The following is a 15,819-nucleotide window of genomic DNA, read 5'->3' as shown; positions in this document are numbered from 1 at the left end:
GATCATGAACAAATTTGGATTGATCGGTATATCCGCAATAGTTGCAGCAGCAGTTAGCTTCGCTACTTTCAAAGTTATGGAACCCAGGAGGGGCGCAATCGACTCGGCCCAGGCTGGTATACCATCTACCCAATTGGCTGCGAACCGCGGCAAAGCCAAAATAATGGATGCTGTCCCTGAATTTACACAAGCCGCCGCTTTAGTCACGCAGTCAATTGTGCATATCAAAGTAAAACTGAACCGTCCCGCTGAAAATGAAGGTTCTTATGGGGGCTATTATAACCAAAACCAGCGCGCGGTACCGGTAATGGCTTCCGGTTCCGGAGTTATCTGGAGCAAAGATGGTTTTATTGTTACCAATAATCATGTGGTGGATGGTGCGACAGATATCGAAGTAATCCTGACAGATAAACGGATCTTCCCGGGTAAACTGGTAGGGCGTGATCCAAATACTGATCTGGCCCTTATTAAGATCAGCACTAATGACCTAACACCTATTCAGGTCGGGAACTCCGATGACGTTCAGATCGGCGAATGGGTGCTGGCAGCGGGGTACCCGTTCTCGCTGAATACCACGGTAACTGCTGGTATTGTAAGTGCTAAAGAACGAAGCATCGGCATCATCGGGCAAGAAAACAAACAACCAAATGGAGAATCGGGTACGGCTACCGCTACCAGTTCTGCCGTGGAAGCATATATCCAGACCGATGCTGCGATAAACCCGGGCAACAGCGGCGGGGCTTTGGTCAATACCAGCGGGCAACTGATTGGTATTAATGCAGCTATCGCCTCGCAAACCGGCAGTTATGAAGGTTATGGCTTTGCCATCCCCGTAAACTTGACCAGCAAGATCGTGGAGGACTTGCGTAAATATGGCGAGGTGAAACGCGGTTTGTTAGGCGTAAGTTTTCCTTCCCCTGCTACTGAAGATCAGTTTTTGATCCAGCAAGGTATTAAGCCGGGAAGCGTTAATGGAGCATATCTGACCGGCGTGCAAAGCGGCAGTGCCGCATCTGCCGCAGGATTAAAGCCGGGTGATATTATTCAGGGTATTGACGGCGCTAAGATCAATTCATCAGTGGAATTATCGGAACGCATCGCGCGTCATCATCCCGGTGATGCCGTCAAACTGGACTATCGCAGAGGGACTGCAGTCAGCAGTACAAAGGTTACCCTTAAAGCACAGGAAGCCGCTCCGAAAACAGACGAACTTGTTCCGCAGGCACTGGCCTCAAAATTAGGTGCTTCTTTCGCGCCGTTAAGTGATGCTTTTAAGCAACGTTACCAAATGAATACAGGCCTGGCCATAACAGCTATCGCGCCGGGTGGGCTGTTTGAGCAGATCGGGATTCAAAGAGGTTCAATTATCATCAGCGTCAATGGTAACCGAATCAATTCCTCAGATGACCTTAGCAAGGCTTTTAAAGCCGCCCGCAATGGCATCGTCCGTTTTGCCTGCATTACGCCGGATGGCTCACGGATCGTATTTAATTTATCACTCGGCGCTTAATTTCAACCCTATGAACACCTTTAATGAACTTTCAACCGCTGAACAACAAGAATTTTTAAAATTTCCGGTTTATGTTTCTATGCTGGCCGCTAACGCAGATGGTACCACGGACGATGCGGAAAAGAATACCGCGATCGCATTTGACCATACCAAGACCTACACTAGCGACATTTTGCTGGCCGGTTTTTATCAAAAAGCAGATCAGGCATTCCGTGAAAATTGGAACCAACTCGACGCGGTTCTTCCTAAAGGACAAGCCGAGCGAAAAACGGCTTTAACGGCTAAACTGGGGAAATTAGAGACCATCCTGAAAAAGTTTGACGCTGATTATCAGGCGGCCATGCACAAAAGTATGCTGGCATTCAAAGACCATGTTTCCCGCGCACATCACAATATATTAGATGATTTCCTTTTCCCGGTGCCGATAACAGGTATTAATGCCTGAAGAAGCTTTTTCAACCACCTGTTCCGGGTGACTTATTCGGAGTAGGTATTGAATTTAATTTAAAGAATATGAAGATCACGATTAATGAACCTTTAAAAAAAAGTCCTGAAGTTGGAGGCTACCCCCGAAACTTATGAACACGGTTCCGGCTGGCGAATCGATTTTCCGGATGCCAAATCCTTTAGCGTTAGCCAGGAAACTGGGCGTTGGGCCGTGATTTCCGATATCAGTCCCGAACCAATCAACCGGATCGGCATCGCCCTTCACCCGATTTCACTTTACACTTGTTTTAATTCTTAATCTATGACCACTAAAAAGAAAATTATAATGATAAGCGGCGGCGTTTTGCTGATCGCGCTGATTTCCATTGTTTACTATCGTTACTATTTTGTGTTTGGCCAGGGTGTGAAAGCCGGGCAGTTGAATTATTTTGTAGAGAAAGGCTATCTATTTAAGACCCACGAGGGTAGATTGATACAGGCCGGTTTTAAAACTCCGCAACCAGGGGCGATAACATCTAACGAATTTATGTTTTCGGTAACTGACTCCAAACTGGCTGATTCACTTAATCATCACGCGGGCGCTGTTTTACAATTACATTATAGAGAATATTTGCACACATTACCATGGCGCGGTGTAAGCCACTTTGTAGTCGACAGCATATATGCTATTGAACCTGGAACTAAGCCGTGAAAATGAGTAACCGTTTTACCAAATGGCTGCGGGGCACTTATAATAAAATTGTCACCAGTATTGCTTTTTACCCTGCCCTTATTGCCATTGGCTTTTTAGTGCTTTCCTGGCTAATGCTGGAGCTTGATTTTTCGGAAACTGGTAAGCATATCAAGTCTAATTACAGCTGGATACGGCTAAAGGATGCCAGCACCGCCCGCAGCATTGTATCCACTATTGCAGGTGGCATCATTTCTCTGATGGTTTTCAGTTTCTCTATGGTGATGATCCTGCTGAACTAGGCTGCCTCACAAATGAGTAACCGTATGCTGGAAAGCATGATCGGTAACCGCTTTCAGCAATTGGTACTGGGTACTTATATCGGTACTATCGTTTATTCACTCTTTTTACTCAGCACCATCAGGGATATCGAATCCGGCATCTATGTCCCCGCCTTAAGTATCTACTTATTGGTGGCGCTTACGGTAATTGATATTTTTGTGTTTATCTACTTCCTGCATTACGTGACACAGTCGGTCAAGTTCGAGACCATTATCGAACGGGTGCACCACCAAACACTGGCATCGCTTCAAAAAATCTGTACTGTTGATATCTCTGAAAATATTATCCTCCCCGCTACTCAGCCTGTAGTATTGTTAACCCAAAGATCAGGCACCTTCCAGGGTTTTGATCAAAGGTCGTTATTGAAGTTTATTGGAGAAAACAGTGGTACGGTGCAACTGATACACCCGGCGGGTACTTATTTGCTTGTCGGGCAACCAATACTTAAATGGTATGGTAAGCCCCTTTCTGATGATTGTAAAGGCGACCTGTTGCTAACGCTTGATTTTTATTCGGGCCAGCCGGTAACTCAAAATGCATACTACGGCTTTCATCAACTGGCAGAGGTGGCTTTAAAGGCTTTAAGCCCCGGGATTAACGACCCGGAAACTGCGGTATTAAGCCTTCACGCACTGGCAGACCTGTTCGCTTACCGGTCAAGGCATCATCCTCAATTGTGTATTCAGCACCCTGATGACAAAGGAAGTATCATATTGACCGACCGAACTTTTGAAGATCTTTTTGCTGTCTGTATTTACCCGATATGGGATTACGGAAAAAATGACCGGTATATTCAACAGGGGCTGTATAGTATCCTGACACAATTGATAAAGATAATCCCAGCCGATAGTCAAAAAGAATTATTAGCAGGTATGCTTGAAAAAATAGATCAAAACGTAACAGAAACCTCGGGTCAACTCCCGCTGGTAAAAAGTATTTAATAGCCCGAAAATGACAAAGCTTAATTATTATCCATTGCGTTTCGCACCAATATATCAGTATCGCCTTTGGGGCGGCCGGAATTTAGAGCAACTGTTGGCTGAACCTTTACCGGACGGCCCGGTTGGCGAAGCGTGGTTGCTGAGCGACCGGGATGACCATGCAAGTTTAGTGGCGGAAGGCAATCTGGCCGGAAAATCCATTGTAGACCTGATCAAAGCTGATGAAAAAGGCTTGATGGGCAAATTTGCAGGAAAGTTTCAACGGTTCCCGCTGTTACTTAAGTTTTTGGATTGTAATGATGTGCTTTCGGTACAGGTTCATCCTGATGATAACCAAAAGCAATATATCCCGAAAGGCGAAAATGGTAAGACAGAAGCCTGGGTAGTGCTGGAAACCAGTAAAAAAAGCCTGATATACGCCGGACTAAAATCGGGCACTACGCCTGAAAAGCTAACGCAAGCGATCCGTGAGAAAACTGTTGGACAATACCTGCATAGTTTTAAACCGGATCTGAACGATAGTGTACTCATTAAAGCAGGGACGGTGCATACCTTGGATGGCGTGGTTGTTTTCGAGGTGCAGGAAAACAGTGATGTCACTTTTAGGTTATACGACTGGGACCGCACCGATAAAAAGACCGCAAAACTACGGGAATTACAGGTAAAAGAAGCGATGGCCTGTGTGGATTATAGCCAAACAGACATAGGCCCGGTAAAGCCTGAAAGTAACAAGCCGCCGGTTTTATTGAGGTCGGATCACTTTATCGTCTGGAAGCACGAAGGCCTTAATGGGTTTACAGTTGGTGAGGCAAACGAACCAAGGATATTAGTCTGCATTAACGGAGGCGGCAAATTGAATTTCGAAAAGGACGTTTTTGACATATGCAAAGGACAGGTTTTTTTGCTGCCTGCTCAAACAGGTAAATGTGTATTTGAACCATCAGGAAATGTTGAACTTTTGGAGATAGGTATTCCATTATAATAACTATGAAAAAACTGATCGTATTTGACCTTGATGGCACGCTGGCTGAAAGTAAAGCGGCTATAGACCCGGAGATGGCCGGATTGTTTACTGAATTGTTAACCGTTGCAAGGGTTGCCATTATATCCGGCGGCGATTGGTCGCAGTTTGAAAAACAGGTGATCGGGCATCTGCCTGCGGGCACCGACCTGGGCAGTTTATCCATTCTGCCTACCTGTGGCACTAAGTTTTATGCCTTTGATGAAAGCGGCTGGAAGCAATTGTATGCCGAGAACTTTACGGATGAGGAAAAAAAGAAGATCATCGGTTCCCTTGAAAAAGCGATAGCCGAATCCAGCGTTCAAGCAGAGAAGATTTGGGGTGAGCAGGTGGAAGACCGGGACAGCCAGATCACCTTTTCGGCGCTGGGACAAAAAGCCCCGCTGGAACCCAAAAAAACCTGGGACCCGGATTTTGAAAAACGAAAAAAGATCAGGAAAATTTTAATCAGGATGATCCCCGGTTTTGCCATTAACCTGGGTGGTGCTACCTCTATCGATGTGACCAAGCCCGGCATAGATAAGGCTTATGGAATGCGAAAACTAAGAGATATTTTGAAAATAAAGGTAACTGATATGCTGTTTCTCGGTGATGCGCTGTTTGAGGGCGGTAACGATTTCCCGGCGCGCGCTTCGGGTGCGGATTGTATACAAGTGCGTGATCCTGAGGAAACCAAAAAGATTATAGCTACGATTATAGCCTGCCAAAAATAGATATGAAAACATTGAAACTAAAAAGGATTGGTATCCTGATGGAACCGGAGCCAAATAACCCAATGGAAGCTGGCGGCGTTCTTAACCCGGCTGCTGCCCGTGGCAGGGACGGTAATTTATACCTGTTCCCCAGGATCGCCACAAAAGATAATTATTCCCGGATTGGAATTGTTAAAGTGCTTTTTAATAATGCGGGTGAGCCCATTGATGTGGAGCGTATAGGGATCGCGCTGGAACCGGAGGTTGATTATGAAAAGCGCCCGGATGGCGGGGGTGGCTGCGAAGATGCGCGGGTGACCTATGTGGAGCCTTTAGAGCGTTATATCATGACCTATACAGCGTTTTCACCTGACGGGCCGCGTATTGCACTGGCGCAATCACAGGATCTGCTTAAATGGGAGCGGATCGGCCTTGCGACTTACCTCCCGTATGAAAACATGGCGTTCAATGGTATCAATAACAAAGATGCCTGTGTTTTTCCAATGCAAATCCCAAGCCCACACGGGCATCGGGCATTGGGGATGCTGCACCGGCCGTTATTCCCCGGCACCTCGCCTGAAGAAAAAATGGGGCACCCCTGGGATAAGGCGTTAGACAAACACCACGAAAGTATTTGGTTATCCTATTGCCATATCCACCCGGAGAAGCAGGAAAGTGAAAAATGGGACCCTGCTGCCTTCACCTCGCACCGTCCGCTGGCGGTGCCGGTCTTTGATTGGGAGCGAATCAAGATCGGTTCGGGCACACCGCCTGTAATGACCCGGTTTGGCTGGATGTTTTGTTATCATGGTGTTAGCGAAAGCAAAAATTCAACGCTTGAAAAGCAGCAACTGATATATTCCGCAGGCCTGATGTTCTTGTCTGAAACCGATCCTTACGATATTACTTTCCGTTCTTTTGAACCCATTTTGGAACCTACGCTCCCCGAAGAAACCGTTGGCGTGATTGCCAACGTAGTATTTCCGACCGGGATAGACCGAAGGGATGATATCGGCATGCCCGACCGTTATGATGTTTACTACGGCATGGCTGATAACCGAATCGGCGTTGCCCGCTTAGACCTGCCAGAGAACCTGGACTGGTATGAACATTCACAAAACTATTAATGATGGAACAAAAAACTAACTCGTTATCCCGCGCCGTTCAATACTTACTGTTATTGTTTCTTTTATTTGCCGGTTTGTATTTTTCGGCCGGCATATTAATGCCGATAGCACTAGCAGGGATCATGGCCATGCTTTTTCTGCCTTTAAGCCGCTGGCTGGAAAAAAAAGGGATGAACCGGACTGTAGGTGCGGTGATCTGTGTGTTATTGCTGCTTTTAGTGATTGGCTTAATGATATTCCTGTTCAGCTGGCGGGTATCAAATTTACAGGCTAATCTTGACCAAATGGAGCAGCAGGCCAATAAATATATCGGGCAATTGCAGCAGCTTATCAATGACCGGTTTGGGGTTTCCAAAGAGCAGCAGGATCAAATGCTGAAAAAACAAGGCTCGTCAGGTGCCGGTAATGTGGCTACCTATATCGCTTCATTTGCTGCAGGATTTTTAGGTTCGCTCACCACGGGTATCCTGGTGCTGATCTACATATTCCTATTCATCAGTTCCAGGAAACATTTTAAGAATTTTATTTTGAAACTGGTTAAAAAGGAGCATCAGGCTAAAACAAATACAATCATAGAAGAAGCATCAGGGGTAGCGCAGAATTATGTTTCGGGCTTGGCCAAAATGATCGTTTGTTTATGGGTGATGTATGGCATCGGGTTTTCTATTGTTGGCGTTCAGAATGCCTTCTTTTTCGCCATCCTTTGCGGCACGCTTGAGATCATTCCATTCGTCGGAAATCTTACGGGAACCTCTCTGACAGTACTGATGGCGGTAGCACAGGGTGGCGGTAGCACGATGGTCATCAGTGTGCTGATCACTTACGGGCTGGTGCAGTTTATCCAGAGCTACATTTTACAACCCTTAGTGGTCGGTAAAGATGTCGATGTTAATCCTTTCTTTACCATTATGGTATTAGTATTGGGAGATACTTTATGGGGCATTGGCGGCATGGTACTATCCATTCCGCTTTTAGGTATGCTGAAAATTGTATTTGACCATATTGAACCGTTAAAACCCTATGGTTACCTGATAAGCAATGGCGATGAAAAGAAGCCGGATAAACCATTGACAACAAAAATCAAATCATGGTTTAAAAAGTAATTCAATAGATTTTGAAAACATTTGACTTTAGATGTTATACAACTTTTGAATTTGCATTATTCTAAGTCGTTTTGTATATTTAAATCGTAAGATTTGTAATTAGTCTGCATCAAATAATGGTTAGTAATTCGGTGCGTAGTAAATCGATAACCATATAAAGTATTGTAAGTCAATAGGGTTTTAGTCGTGTTCGATTCCCCAAACGGGAAACTCCCCCACTGGCTGTCAAAATAGCGGCTCTCGAATTGCTTGCTACCCATTTCAAAATCTACATACAGCACCCTGGTTTGCAACTCCAGGCTGTTGTTGAAGTTGAGGGTGCAGCCGCCCTGCGCCAGGTTGTTGCCAATTTGCACGGCAAGGATAGATTTGCCCAGGTTGGTATCGGCAAACAGGATGCACATTTCGCCTTCCAGCCAAAGGTCGCCCAGCAGCATGCGCGGCATGGGTTTGCCGTACTCCTGCTTCATCCACTCGCCGGCGGTTTTTACAAACAGCAGCTCGGTCTTCTGCGGGTCGAGGTAAACAGTTGCGTCAAGGCCGTGTTTTTTCAATCGCTTCTTGCTCTCGTAGGCTTGTGTACGAATGGCCTCAATCACCGCCGGCCTGTACAAGCGCCGCGTCGGTGAAATCTGGTAATAATCTGGTTCGTCCATGAAATTATAATTTCTGTAAATATAAAGAATAATCTTTACTAAACAAAGAAATTATAATAGATTGTGGATTTTATAGCGGAAAAAGGCGAATTTGAGGATAAAATGGAGGTGTCCCAGGGTGTCCCACTGTGTACCGTTTTTTTATGAATTGGACAGCGCAATAAAATTGTTTAAGTAATTGTATGAGAGTTATTTACCATAAAAATCTACAAGTGTTACTTTAACTTAACCCGAATATTACGATTTTGTAAACAATTAATTTACAGCATGTTACATTTTTGTACCGCGTTATGCAATTAAAAGTGGGACAGTAAGTCAGCCTCACCCAAACCCTCTCCTTCGGAGAGGGCTTAAAAAGCAATTGTTTGATAATCCCAACAAGGGGTTAAAGGCATTAGCTCCCTCTCCTTCGTAGAGGGCTGGGGAGAGGCTTCCCCCTTATTTCAAAAACTCCGGCTTTAATTCCGCTTTCATCGCCTTGCGGAACTTAATCACCTTGGGTTCGGATACGCTGCTGATGTATGGGTTATCGCCATTGGTGCGGTAATAGCCCTGGTGGTAATTCTCGGCAGCATAGAACGCGCTGAACGGTACTACCTGCGTAACTATTGGGTTAGTGTAATGCCTGGTACCGTTCACTTTTTTGATCACGCTAACCAAGGCCTTCTTCTCATCGTCGGTACGGTAAAAAGCTATCGAGCGGTAATCGGTACCCACATCCGGGCCCTGGCGGTTAAGTGTGGTTGGGTCGTGCGCAAAAAAGAAAGCCTCGGCCAACGTAGCAAAGCTGATCACTTTTGGGTCGTAGTAAATTTGGGTAACCTCGGCGTGGTTGGTGGTACGGCTGCTTACATCCTCGTAGGTGGGGTTCTTGGTTTTGCCACCCGCATAGCCGGATACTACCTTGCTTACGCCTTTTAATTCGCTCATGGCCTCGCTCATGCTCCAAAAACAACCACCGCCAAAAGTAGCGATGGCCTCGCCTGCTGCAGGTTTTGGTATCGGCGCCATAGCATTCCGGCTGCCGGTTTGCCCGTTGGCACAACCTGTAAATATTAACAGGGCCGCCAAATATGTTATCAGGATCTTCATAATTATAAGTTTATATGTTGGTATAATTTACGCAAATGAAGTGATGGCGGATGGTCATGTGTAGGTAAAATAGTGGATGGTTAATAGTTCATAGATAATCGCTTGATGAGCTACTATGAACCATGAACTATTATTTATCACGCTCTTCCATACTTAAACTTTATCTGCCTCAGCAATTGGTCTACCCCGTTGCTTTTTATCTCGAATACGGTGCTCAGCAGCATGCCCAATTTACCGGCGGGGAAACCGCCTTTGTTGTGCATCCATTCCAGGTAGCTTATGGGCACATCGCAAATTAGCGTGTCTTTATACTTGCCGAAGGGCATACGGGTGTTTACACAATCAATTAAAACCTGCGGGTCGGGTACAATATTTTCCACGGCGTAAATGTAGAATAATATTGCTTAGCCCCACACCTTGCCGGCCTTCCTCACCAATAAAAAACTCACTACCGATGCTGCTATGGCAATTGCAGCAGTTCTCTTCATGGTGCCTTTGTATGGCGGGATGTACCGTACGCCGTTCTCGTCGGATATTGCGCCGTGGCCAACATACCTGCCTGTTTTGGGTATCGCGACGCTCTCGAAACGGTTTGCCAAAAAGTTTAGCGCTGTAGAAAGTTCGCGCCCCCGCATTACCGCACCATGCCCCGTTGCCGCTATTCGTGGTTGCAAAGCAGCCAGTTTCCGTACCGATTTTGCCGCGGCTATCCAGTCGGTAGTAATATACTTTGGCGGGCCGCTCACCTGCTTGCGATAAGTCAATACCGAAAATGCCGACTCAGCTGGTGTGGTGGTAAACGCATCGCCTGCTATCAGCGTGGTATTCAACCGTAAAAATAAGGAGATATGGCCAGGAGTATGCCCCGGCGTGTGGATCACTTTCCATTCGGGCAGTTCGGGGATGCCGTCGTGCAGGTCTATCTCGCGCACGTTGCGGGTAATATTTATCGGGCCGGTTGGCCACATCCACGATATCAGGCTCATGAACCCTCCACCAACTTCAGGGTCGGCGGGCGGATAGGATGATCTGCCGGTTAAATAAGGCAGCTCAAGCTTATGGGCGTAAACGGGTACGTCCCAATGTTTCAAAAGTTCTTTGAGCGAACCGGCATGGTCGGCATGCCCGTGGGTAAGCACAATGGCACTCGGCCTGGTACCGGGGCCAAAAATAGATTCGGCCATGGCTATGATCTTACCTGCCTGGCCTTTAATGCCGGTATCAACCAGCACCCAACCCTTGCCAACACCGCGGCGATTGGCTATCATATAAACATTTACAAAAAAAAGCCGCATTCCCCACACATTCTGCGCCACCTGGAAATATCTTACACTCATTACGTTGTTAACTAATTGGTTTTAAAGTTAACAGCCCTTTAATGCTAATAGTTTTAGTGGGTTAAAGATAGTTTAATACTAAAGGTTGTAGATGCAAACTGATAATGGCAAACTAACATGGGCGTTGCCTGCGGCTGGGCTTTACACTCATACGCCTGCAGGCCTTGCGCTCAAGGCCGGTATCCGTTTCAATCCCTAACGCTGGCGCTATGCAACTTTTAACTGTGGCGCTATAACAGGGCGTAAAAAATCGTTCATATCTACCTCGAACACATTGCAGATCTCTATCAGTTTAATGAGGGTAACTTTCGTTTGCCCTAATTCAACCTTACAATAAGCATTTTGGGTTTGCTTTAATTTAAAAGCCATAAACTCTTGCGAGTAATGCATTTGCGTTCTTTTTTGGCGGATAGCCAGTGCAAGCGTTTTTCCGATCTGTATCATGATATTATGGTTTTGTGTTGGGTTTATATCTTCAACAAACGTATTAATATGATGCACGGATTTCTATTCATTAAAATGAATAACATTTATACACGAATTGGTTTAACCCGCTTATGACATAAACAAAGCAAACACAAAGCGCATCCCCTTGTTAGAAAATGTAAATACTAACATTATGGAACAGCAATTTGAAGCGGTACTTACCGGAACAGATACACCGGTTAACGGTGTGGTTACACAGAATAATGGCACCTATGAGTTTAAAGCGCTTGATGAAACACTGCAATTAACTATTGCAAAAGATGCGGACGGCAACTGGGAACGCGTTGGCGGGTCTGAGCCCTACTTATCCGGATGGGTTGATGAACTGGCAGAACAAATTCAAACCGGAATAAATTATTCAGAATAATGGAAAAACGGGAATTAGGTAAATCGAGCATCTCCGTATCTCCGTTTTGCTTCGGTGGAAATGTATTTGGGTGGACGGCAGATCAAAAAACGTCGTTTACGCTGTTGGACGCCTTTGTTGATGCAGGTTTCGATTTTATTGATACTGCCGATGTTTACAGCAAATGGGTGCCCGGTAATCCCGGAGGCGAATCTGAAACCATTATTGGTAACTGGCTTAAACAAGACGGCAAGCGCGATAAGATCATCCTCGCCACAAAAGTAGGCAAGCCAATGGCTGATGATAAAAAAGGCCTATCTAAAGCCTTATCACCAAAGCGGTTGAAGCATCTTTAAAACGTTTACAAACCGACTATATCGACCTGTATCAATCCCACGACGATGATAAAGAAACTCCGTTAGCTGAAACACTCGAAACTTATAATGACCTTATTAAACAAGGCAAGGTAAGGGCGATTGGTGCCTCAAACCACAATGCCGATAGGCTTAAAGAAGCATTACAAGTAAGCGAACAAAACGGTTTCGCCCGCTACGAAACCCTGCAACCCGAATATAACTTATACGACCGCGAAGATTACGAAACAAAGTACGAATCGTTATGCCGCGAAAGTAACATTGGGGTGATAACCTATTACTCGTTAGCCAGTGGTTTCCTGACCGGTAAATACAGATCTGAGGACGACCTTAACAAAAGCCAGCGCGGCGGCGGTGTAAAAAAATATATGAATGGCCGTGGCTTCAAAATCTTGGCTGCTTTGGATAAAGTAGCTGCTGATTATGACACTACCCCTGCCGCGGTGTCGTTGGCTTGGGTTATGGCACGGCCGGGTATCACAGCCCCAATTGCAAGTGCCACAACTGTAAAACAATTTAACGACCTTGCCAAAGCCGCACACTTAAACTTAAACAGCGACGCTATCGACTTACTAACTACAGCCAGCAACTATTAAGAAATCGTAAATAAACAATAAAGCCATCCCGATATAACCGGGATGGCTTTGTTATTGATATATGTTGAGGAGGTAATTTTTAGAACCTTGCCTGGCGGTGAGATCCACCACCAAAGCCACCCCTGTTTTGTGCTAACTGCGTACGATCATCGCCGCCGCGGTTGCCACCATTGTTATTATTCCTGCTTGGTTGTGATGGCTGGTTGCCACCGTTACCACGCCCGCCATTTCCACGGTTATCATTGTTACGGTTTGGCTGTTGTGGTTGTTGTTGGCCACCACCCCAGTTACCACGGTTGTCATTGTTACGGTTTGGCTGTTGTTGGCCACCATTGCCACCCCAGTTTCCACGGTCGCGGTTTGGTTGGTTAAAACCGCCTTGCGGCCTGTCATTACGGTTGGGCTGCTGCGGCTGTTGTCCCCAACTGCCTTGGTTATTATGCCCGCCACCGCGGTTATCATCGTTACGGTTTGGCTGTTGCGGCCGGCCCCATGCACCCTCGTTGCCACGGTCACGGCCCGGCTGGTTAAAGCCACCTTGCGGCCTGTCGTTACGGTTGTTGCCTTTGTTCCAGTTGTTGCCTTTGTTCCAGTCGTTACGGTTGTTATTGTTCCGGCCGGCATAGTTATTATCACGGCGGTTCCAATTCCAATCGTTACGGTTATAGTTGCCACCCCATTGGTTGCGGTATTGGTCGTGGTGCATGTACGGCCTCCGGCCCCTTATCTCATAACGTTGAGAAGTACGCCAATCATAGTTGCGGTATGCGCCGGGCAGGTACGCTGCAGAGATCCACCGGCCACCATCCTGATAATAGTAGCAATGGCGCGGGATGCTGTAGTATGCCTCAACTTCGGGCAGGTAATAATAGTCGTCGCTGTCGTCAAACTCATCGTTATCATAAACCATTACCGGCTGTGGTTGCGGGGCCGGTACATACACCCGGCGGGCCGGAACATTGAACCCGATGTGAACAGAAATTTGTGCCTGTGCACTATTATAAACCAGGCCCCCTAATAATATTGCTGATAGTATAACTGCCTTTTTCATATCCTTAAATTTTATACATCTATGACCACGCCGGTTAACAAAAGTTTAACCCTGCTATCGATAATATTTAGCATTTATTACAAATCGGAATTATATATTGAACTGTTTAGCCGAAACGAAATTTAGTATTGTTGCAAAGACTTGTGATTGTATTTACAAATGCTACAGATGTCAGAATGTACATTTTCTCCAAACAGATTTGGCTATGTGCTGTATATTAAGTTAAATTCGCTAACCAATATTTATGGCTTGCCCCTGCCATTCATCAATGTTAAAACATCCACAAAAAAATGAAAAATAAATTCAACTATGTTTTAGCCGTTACCGCGCTGGCCGGTTCGGTATTATTTGCTGCGTGTAATAGCAATGGAAAAAAAAGCAATGCCGATAGCGCCACAGCGATCGTTGATACATCAGCTAAGTCCGCCGCATTAACACTTCCCGAAGGTTTCACCGCTAACGTACTCGCCGAAAACCTTGGAGGTACACGACACATTGCGGTATCGCCACAGGGCGATATTTTTGTGAAACTTGGTAAAACTAAAAATGGTAAAGGCATTGTGGTACTCCACGAAAACAATGGTAAAGCTGACGTTAAAACCAGCTTTGGCGACTTCGGGGGAACAGGCATCTACTTGAAAAATGGTTACCTATATGCCTCATCTGACGAAAATGTTTACCGATATAAATTAAACGACAAAAACGAAGTAATTGACGGCAGCCAACCGGAAATGATTGTTAAAGGTTTGATAAGCCGTAACGAGCACGAAGCTAAAGCGATTGTATTAGATGATGCAGGTAACCTATACGTAAACATCGGTGCATACTCCAACTCCTGCCAAGTTAAAGACCGCGAAAAAGGTTCAATGGGCCAGCCAGGCTGCCCTATCCTTGATTCGGCAGGTGGGATTTGGCAATTTAAGGCTGATAAGTTGAACCAGACCTACAAAGATGGTCTGCGTTATGCAACCGGCTTGCGTAATGTTGTTGGCTTGGACTGGAATAAACAAAACAATCAGCTATTTGTGATGCAGCATGGCCGCGATGCACTGCACGACATTTTTCCGGATATGTTTACTACTAAAGAATCTGCTAATTTACCTGCCGAATGTATGTATGCCATCAAAAAAGGCGACAACGCGGGTTGGCCATATATCTACTATAATCAGCAATTAAGCAAAAAGATAATGGCACCTGAGTATGGTGGCGATGGCAAAAAAGATGGCGACCCAACCAATAAATACATCAGCCCTGCGGCAGCTTACCCTGCCCACCTTGCACCGGATGGTTTACTTTTTTATACCGGCGACCAGTTTCCTGAGAAATACAAAAATGGTGCTTTCATAGCCTTCCACGGGTCATGGAACCGCGCCCCAGAGCCACAGGCGGGTTACTTTGTGGTTTTCCAACCTTTTAAAAATGGTAAAGCTGATGGGAAATGGGAGGTATTTGCCGACGGATTTTCAGGCTCGGCAGCAAACACCGCCAAGGGCAGTGCGGTACGCCGCCCATGTGGCTTAGCCCAAGGCCCCGACGGTTCGCTTTACGTAACCGATGACTCTAAAGGGACTATCTACAAGATTAGCTACAATAAATAAGAAATATTGTGTAACAAACAAGGCCTCCAAATTGGAGGCCTTGTTTGTTACTTTATCTCCCCGCGTCATTGCGAGGTACCAAGCAATCTCTTTGCTATACAGGGCGTGCCTGCCTACGTCGAGATTGCTTCGTATCTTGATCTTGCAATGGCGCTTTTTTTATAATTCTGTTACGCTGCAATATCCTGGCTCGCCCCGCCTTTTTCTATTTGATAATTATTCATCAATTCGTTCTCGGATATGATAACGCTGAAGTCTTCAAAACGTACGCCATCTTCAAATGCGTATAGCACGTAGCCGCGTTTGGTGCCATCGTATTGGCCCAGTTCGTAAACTTCGTCTTGATTTTTGGCTTTTATTTTTGCGCCGCTCACCAACTGGTAAGCGTCGAATATGTTTTCAAATGTTGTGTTCTTCATGGTACAAAAAA

The 15,819-nt window shown here is 45.8% G+C and carries 18 protein-coding genes and 1 pseudogene; 12 read left to right on the top strand and 7 right to left on the bottom strand.

Features of this window, described 5'->3' with window-relative positions:
• Positions 1–4 precede the first annotated feature (4 nt).
• From ACVW0P_RS04290 to ACVW0P_RS04255, 8 genes and pseudogenes are all read left to right on the top strand, one after another.
• Positions 5–1,510 carry a trypsin-like peptidase domain-containing protein gene (locus tag ACVW0P_RS04290; protein ID WP_457130991.1) on the top strand — a complete coding sequence of 502 codons (1,506 nt, stop codon included), beginning with the start codon at positions 5–7 and terminating at the stop codon, positions 1,508–1,510.
• A 10-nt stretch (positions 1,511–1,520) separates the two neighbouring features.
• Positions 1,521–1,955: a hypothetical protein gene (locus ACVW0P_RS04285; protein ID WP_457130990.1), complete on the top strand. Its 435-nt coding sequence runs from the start codon at positions 1,521–1,523 to the stop codon at positions 1,953–1,955.
• A gap of 303 nt (positions 1,956–2,258) precedes the next feature.
• A complete protein-coding gene (locus ACVW0P_RS04280) occupies positions 2,259–2,648 on the top strand; it encodes a hypothetical protein (protein ID WP_457130989.1) in 390 nt (129 codons plus the stop codon).
• A 2-nt stretch (positions 2,649–2,650) separates the two neighbouring features.
• Positions 2,651–3,910: pseudogene (locus ACVW0P_RS04275) on the top strand (DUF2254 domain-containing protein).
• A gap of 10 nt (positions 3,911–3,920) precedes the next feature.
• Positions 3,921–4,892 carry a type I phosphomannose isomerase catalytic subunit gene (locus ACVW0P_RS04270; protein ID WP_457130988.1) on the top strand — a complete coding sequence of 324 codons (972 nt, stop codon included), beginning with the start codon at positions 3,921–3,923 and terminating at the stop codon, positions 4,890–4,892.
• A gap of 5 nt (positions 4,893–4,897) precedes the next feature.
• Positions 4,898–5,644 carry an HAD-IIB family hydrolase gene (locus tag ACVW0P_RS04265; protein WP_457130987.1) on the top strand — a complete coding sequence of 249 codons (747 nt, stop codon included), beginning with the start codon at positions 4,898–4,900 and terminating at the stop codon, positions 5,642–5,644.
• 2 nt (positions 5,645–5,646) lie between these two features.
• Positions 5,647–6,750: a glycoside hydrolase family 130 protein gene (locus tag ACVW0P_RS04260; protein ID WP_457130986.1), complete on the top strand. Its 1,104-nt coding sequence runs from the start codon at positions 5,647–5,649 to the stop codon at positions 6,748–6,750.
• Positions 6,750–7,853: an AI-2E family transporter gene (locus ACVW0P_RS04255; protein ID WP_354427529.1), complete on the top strand. Its 1,104-nt coding sequence runs from the start codon at positions 6,750–6,752 to the stop codon at positions 7,851–7,853. Before ACVW0P_RS04260 ends, ACVW0P_RS04255 begins: the two co-directional genes overlap by 1 nt.
• 56 nt (positions 7,854–7,909) lie before the next feature.
• On the opposite strand, the gene ACVW0P_RS04250 is transcribed toward ACVW0P_RS04255, so the two are convergent.
• The 5 genes from ACVW0P_RS04250 to ACVW0P_RS04230 form a co-directional block, all read right to left on the bottom strand.
• The gene (locus tag ACVW0P_RS04250) at positions 7,910–8,509 is read right to left on the bottom strand and encodes an AAA family ATPase (RefSeq protein ID WP_457130985.1); all 600 of its coding nucleotides are present in this window, start codon (positions 8,507–8,509) and stop codon (positions 7,910–7,912) included.
• A gap of 438 nt (positions 8,510–8,947) precedes the next feature.
• Positions 8,948–9,601 carry a peptide-methionine (S)-S-oxide reductase MsrA gene (msrA, locus tag ACVW0P_RS04245; protein ID WP_457130984.1) on the bottom strand — a complete coding sequence of 218 codons (654 nt, stop codon included), beginning with the start codon at positions 9,599–9,601 and terminating at the stop codon, positions 8,948–8,950.
• A 137-nt stretch (positions 9,602–9,738) separates the two neighbouring features.
• Positions 9,739–9,981: a DUF3820 family protein gene (locus ACVW0P_RS04240; RefSeq protein WP_457130983.1), complete on the bottom strand. Its 243-nt coding sequence runs from the start codon at positions 9,979–9,981 to the stop codon at positions 9,739–9,741.
• A 24-nt stretch (positions 9,982–10,005) separates the two neighbouring features.
• Entirely contained in the window at positions 10,006–10,938 is a 933-nt protein-coding gene (locus ACVW0P_RS04235; protein WP_457130982.1) for an MBL fold metallo-hydrolase, read from the bottom strand.
• 207 nt (positions 10,939–11,145) lie between these two features.
• A complete protein-coding gene (locus ACVW0P_RS04230) occupies positions 11,146–11,382 on the bottom strand; it encodes a helix-turn-helix domain-containing protein (RefSeq protein WP_457130981.1) in 237 nt (78 codons plus the stop codon).
• Between the two features lie 175 nt (positions 11,383–11,557).
• Between ACVW0P_RS04230 and ACVW0P_RS04225 the strand changes: the two genes are divergently transcribed.
• Genes ACVW0P_RS04225 through ACVW0P_RS04215 form a run of 3 tightly spaced genes read left to right on the top strand, consistent with a single transcriptional unit; the run spans position 11,558 to position 12,740 of the window.
• A complete protein-coding gene (locus tag ACVW0P_RS04225) occupies positions 11,558–11,791 on the top strand; it encodes a hypothetical protein (RefSeq protein ID WP_354430330.1) in 234 nt (77 codons plus the stop codon).
• Positions 11,791–12,126, top strand: a complete 336-nt coding sequence (locus ACVW0P_RS04220; RefSeq protein WP_457130980.1) for an aldo/keto reductase — start codon at positions 11,791–11,793, stop codon at positions 12,124–12,126. Before ACVW0P_RS04225 ends, ACVW0P_RS04220 begins: the two co-directional genes overlap by 1 nt.
• Positions 12,099–12,740 carry an aldo/keto reductase gene (locus ACVW0P_RS04215; protein WP_457131148.1) on the top strand — a complete coding sequence of 214 codons (642 nt, stop codon included), beginning with the start codon at positions 12,099–12,101 and terminating at the stop codon, positions 12,738–12,740. The genes ACVW0P_RS04220 and ACVW0P_RS04215 overlap by 28 nt, the downstream gene beginning before the upstream one ends.
• A 79-nt stretch (positions 12,741–12,819) precedes the next feature.
• On the opposite strand, the gene ACVW0P_RS04210 is transcribed toward ACVW0P_RS04215, so the two are convergent.
• A complete protein-coding gene (locus ACVW0P_RS04210; RefSeq protein WP_457130979.1) occupies positions 12,820–13,791 on the bottom strand; it encodes a hypothetical protein in 972 nt (323 codons plus the stop codon).
• A gap of 290 nt (positions 13,792–14,081) precedes the next feature.
• Between ACVW0P_RS04210 and ACVW0P_RS04205 the strand changes: the two genes are divergently transcribed.
• Entirely contained in the window at positions 14,082–15,389 is a 1,308-nt protein-coding gene (locus tag ACVW0P_RS04205; protein WP_457130978.1) for a PQQ-dependent sugar dehydrogenase, read from the top strand.
• Between the two features lie 170 nt (positions 15,390–15,559).
• Here the strand turns inward: ACVW0P_RS04205 and ACVW0P_RS04200 are convergent, their stop codons facing one another.
• Positions 15,560–15,808 carry a hypothetical protein gene (locus ACVW0P_RS04200; protein WP_457130977.1) on the bottom strand — a complete coding sequence of 83 codons (249 nt, stop codon included), beginning with the start codon at positions 15,806–15,808 and terminating at the stop codon, positions 15,560–15,562.
• Between the last annotated feature and the right edge of the window lie 11 nt (positions 15,809–15,819).

The sequence above is a fragment of the Mucilaginibacter sp. UYNi724 genome (assembly GCF_054057495.1).
The sequence above is the reverse complement of the archived record's forward strand: the minus strand, read 5'-3'. Positions and strand labels throughout refer to the sequence as shown.

Coding starts and splice junctions, on each gene's coding strand:
- ACVW0P_RS04290 (WP_457130991.1), top strand. CDS start 5: ATGAACAAATTTGGATTGATCGGTATATCCGCAATAGTTGCAGCAGCA.
- ACVW0P_RS04285 (WP_457130990.1), top strand. CDS start 1,521: ATGAACACCTTTAATGAACTTTCAACCGCTGAACAACAAGAATTTTTA.
- ACVW0P_RS04280 (WP_457130989.1), top strand. CDS start 2,259: ATGACCACTAAAAAGAAAATTATAATGATAAGCGGCGGCGTTTTGCTG.
- ACVW0P_RS04270 (WP_457130988.1), top strand. CDS start 3,921: ATGACAAAGCTTAATTATTATCCATTGCGTTTCGCACCAATATATCAG.
- ACVW0P_RS04265 (WP_457130987.1), top strand. CDS start 4,898: ATGAAAAAACTGATCGTATTTGACCTTGATGGCACGCTGGCTGAAAGT.
- ACVW0P_RS04260 (WP_457130986.1), top strand. CDS start 5,647: ATGAAAACATTGAAACTAAAAAGGATTGGTATCCTGATGGAACCGGAG.
- ACVW0P_RS04255 (WP_354427529.1), top strand. CDS start 6,750: ATGATGGAACAAAAAACTAACTCGTTATCCCGCGCCGTTCAATACTTA.
- ACVW0P_RS04250 (WP_457130985.1), bottom strand. CDS start 8,509: ATGGACGAACCAGATTATTACCAGATTTCACCGACGCGGCGCTTGTAC.
- msrA (WP_457130984.1), bottom strand. CDS start 9,601: ATGAAGATCCTGATAACATATTTGGCGGCCCTGTTAATATTTACAGGT.
- ACVW0P_RS04235 (WP_457130982.1), bottom strand. CDS start 10,938: ATGAGTGTAAGATATTTCCAGGTGGCGCAGAATGTGTGGGGAATGCGG.
- ACVW0P_RS04230 (WP_457130981.1), bottom strand. CDS start 11,382: ATGATACAGATCGGAAAAACGCTTGCACTGGCTATCCGCCAAAAAAGA.
- ACVW0P_RS04225 (WP_354430330.1), top strand. CDS start 11,558: ATGGAACAGCAATTTGAAGCGGTACTTACCGGAACAGATACACCGGTT.
- ACVW0P_RS04220 (WP_457130980.1), top strand. CDS start 11,791: ATGGAAAAACGGGAATTAGGTAAATCGAGCATCTCCGTATCTCCGTTT.
- ACVW0P_RS04210 (WP_457130979.1), bottom strand. CDS start 13,791: ATGAAAAAGGCAGTTATACTATCAGCAATATTATTAGGGGGCCTGGTT.
- ACVW0P_RS04205 (WP_457130978.1), top strand. CDS start 14,082: ATGAAAAATAAATTCAACTATGTTTTAGCCGTTACCGCGCTGGCCGGT.
- ACVW0P_RS04200 (WP_457130977.1), bottom strand. CDS start 15,808: ATGAAGAACACAACATTTGAAAACATATTCGACGCTTACCAGTTGGTG.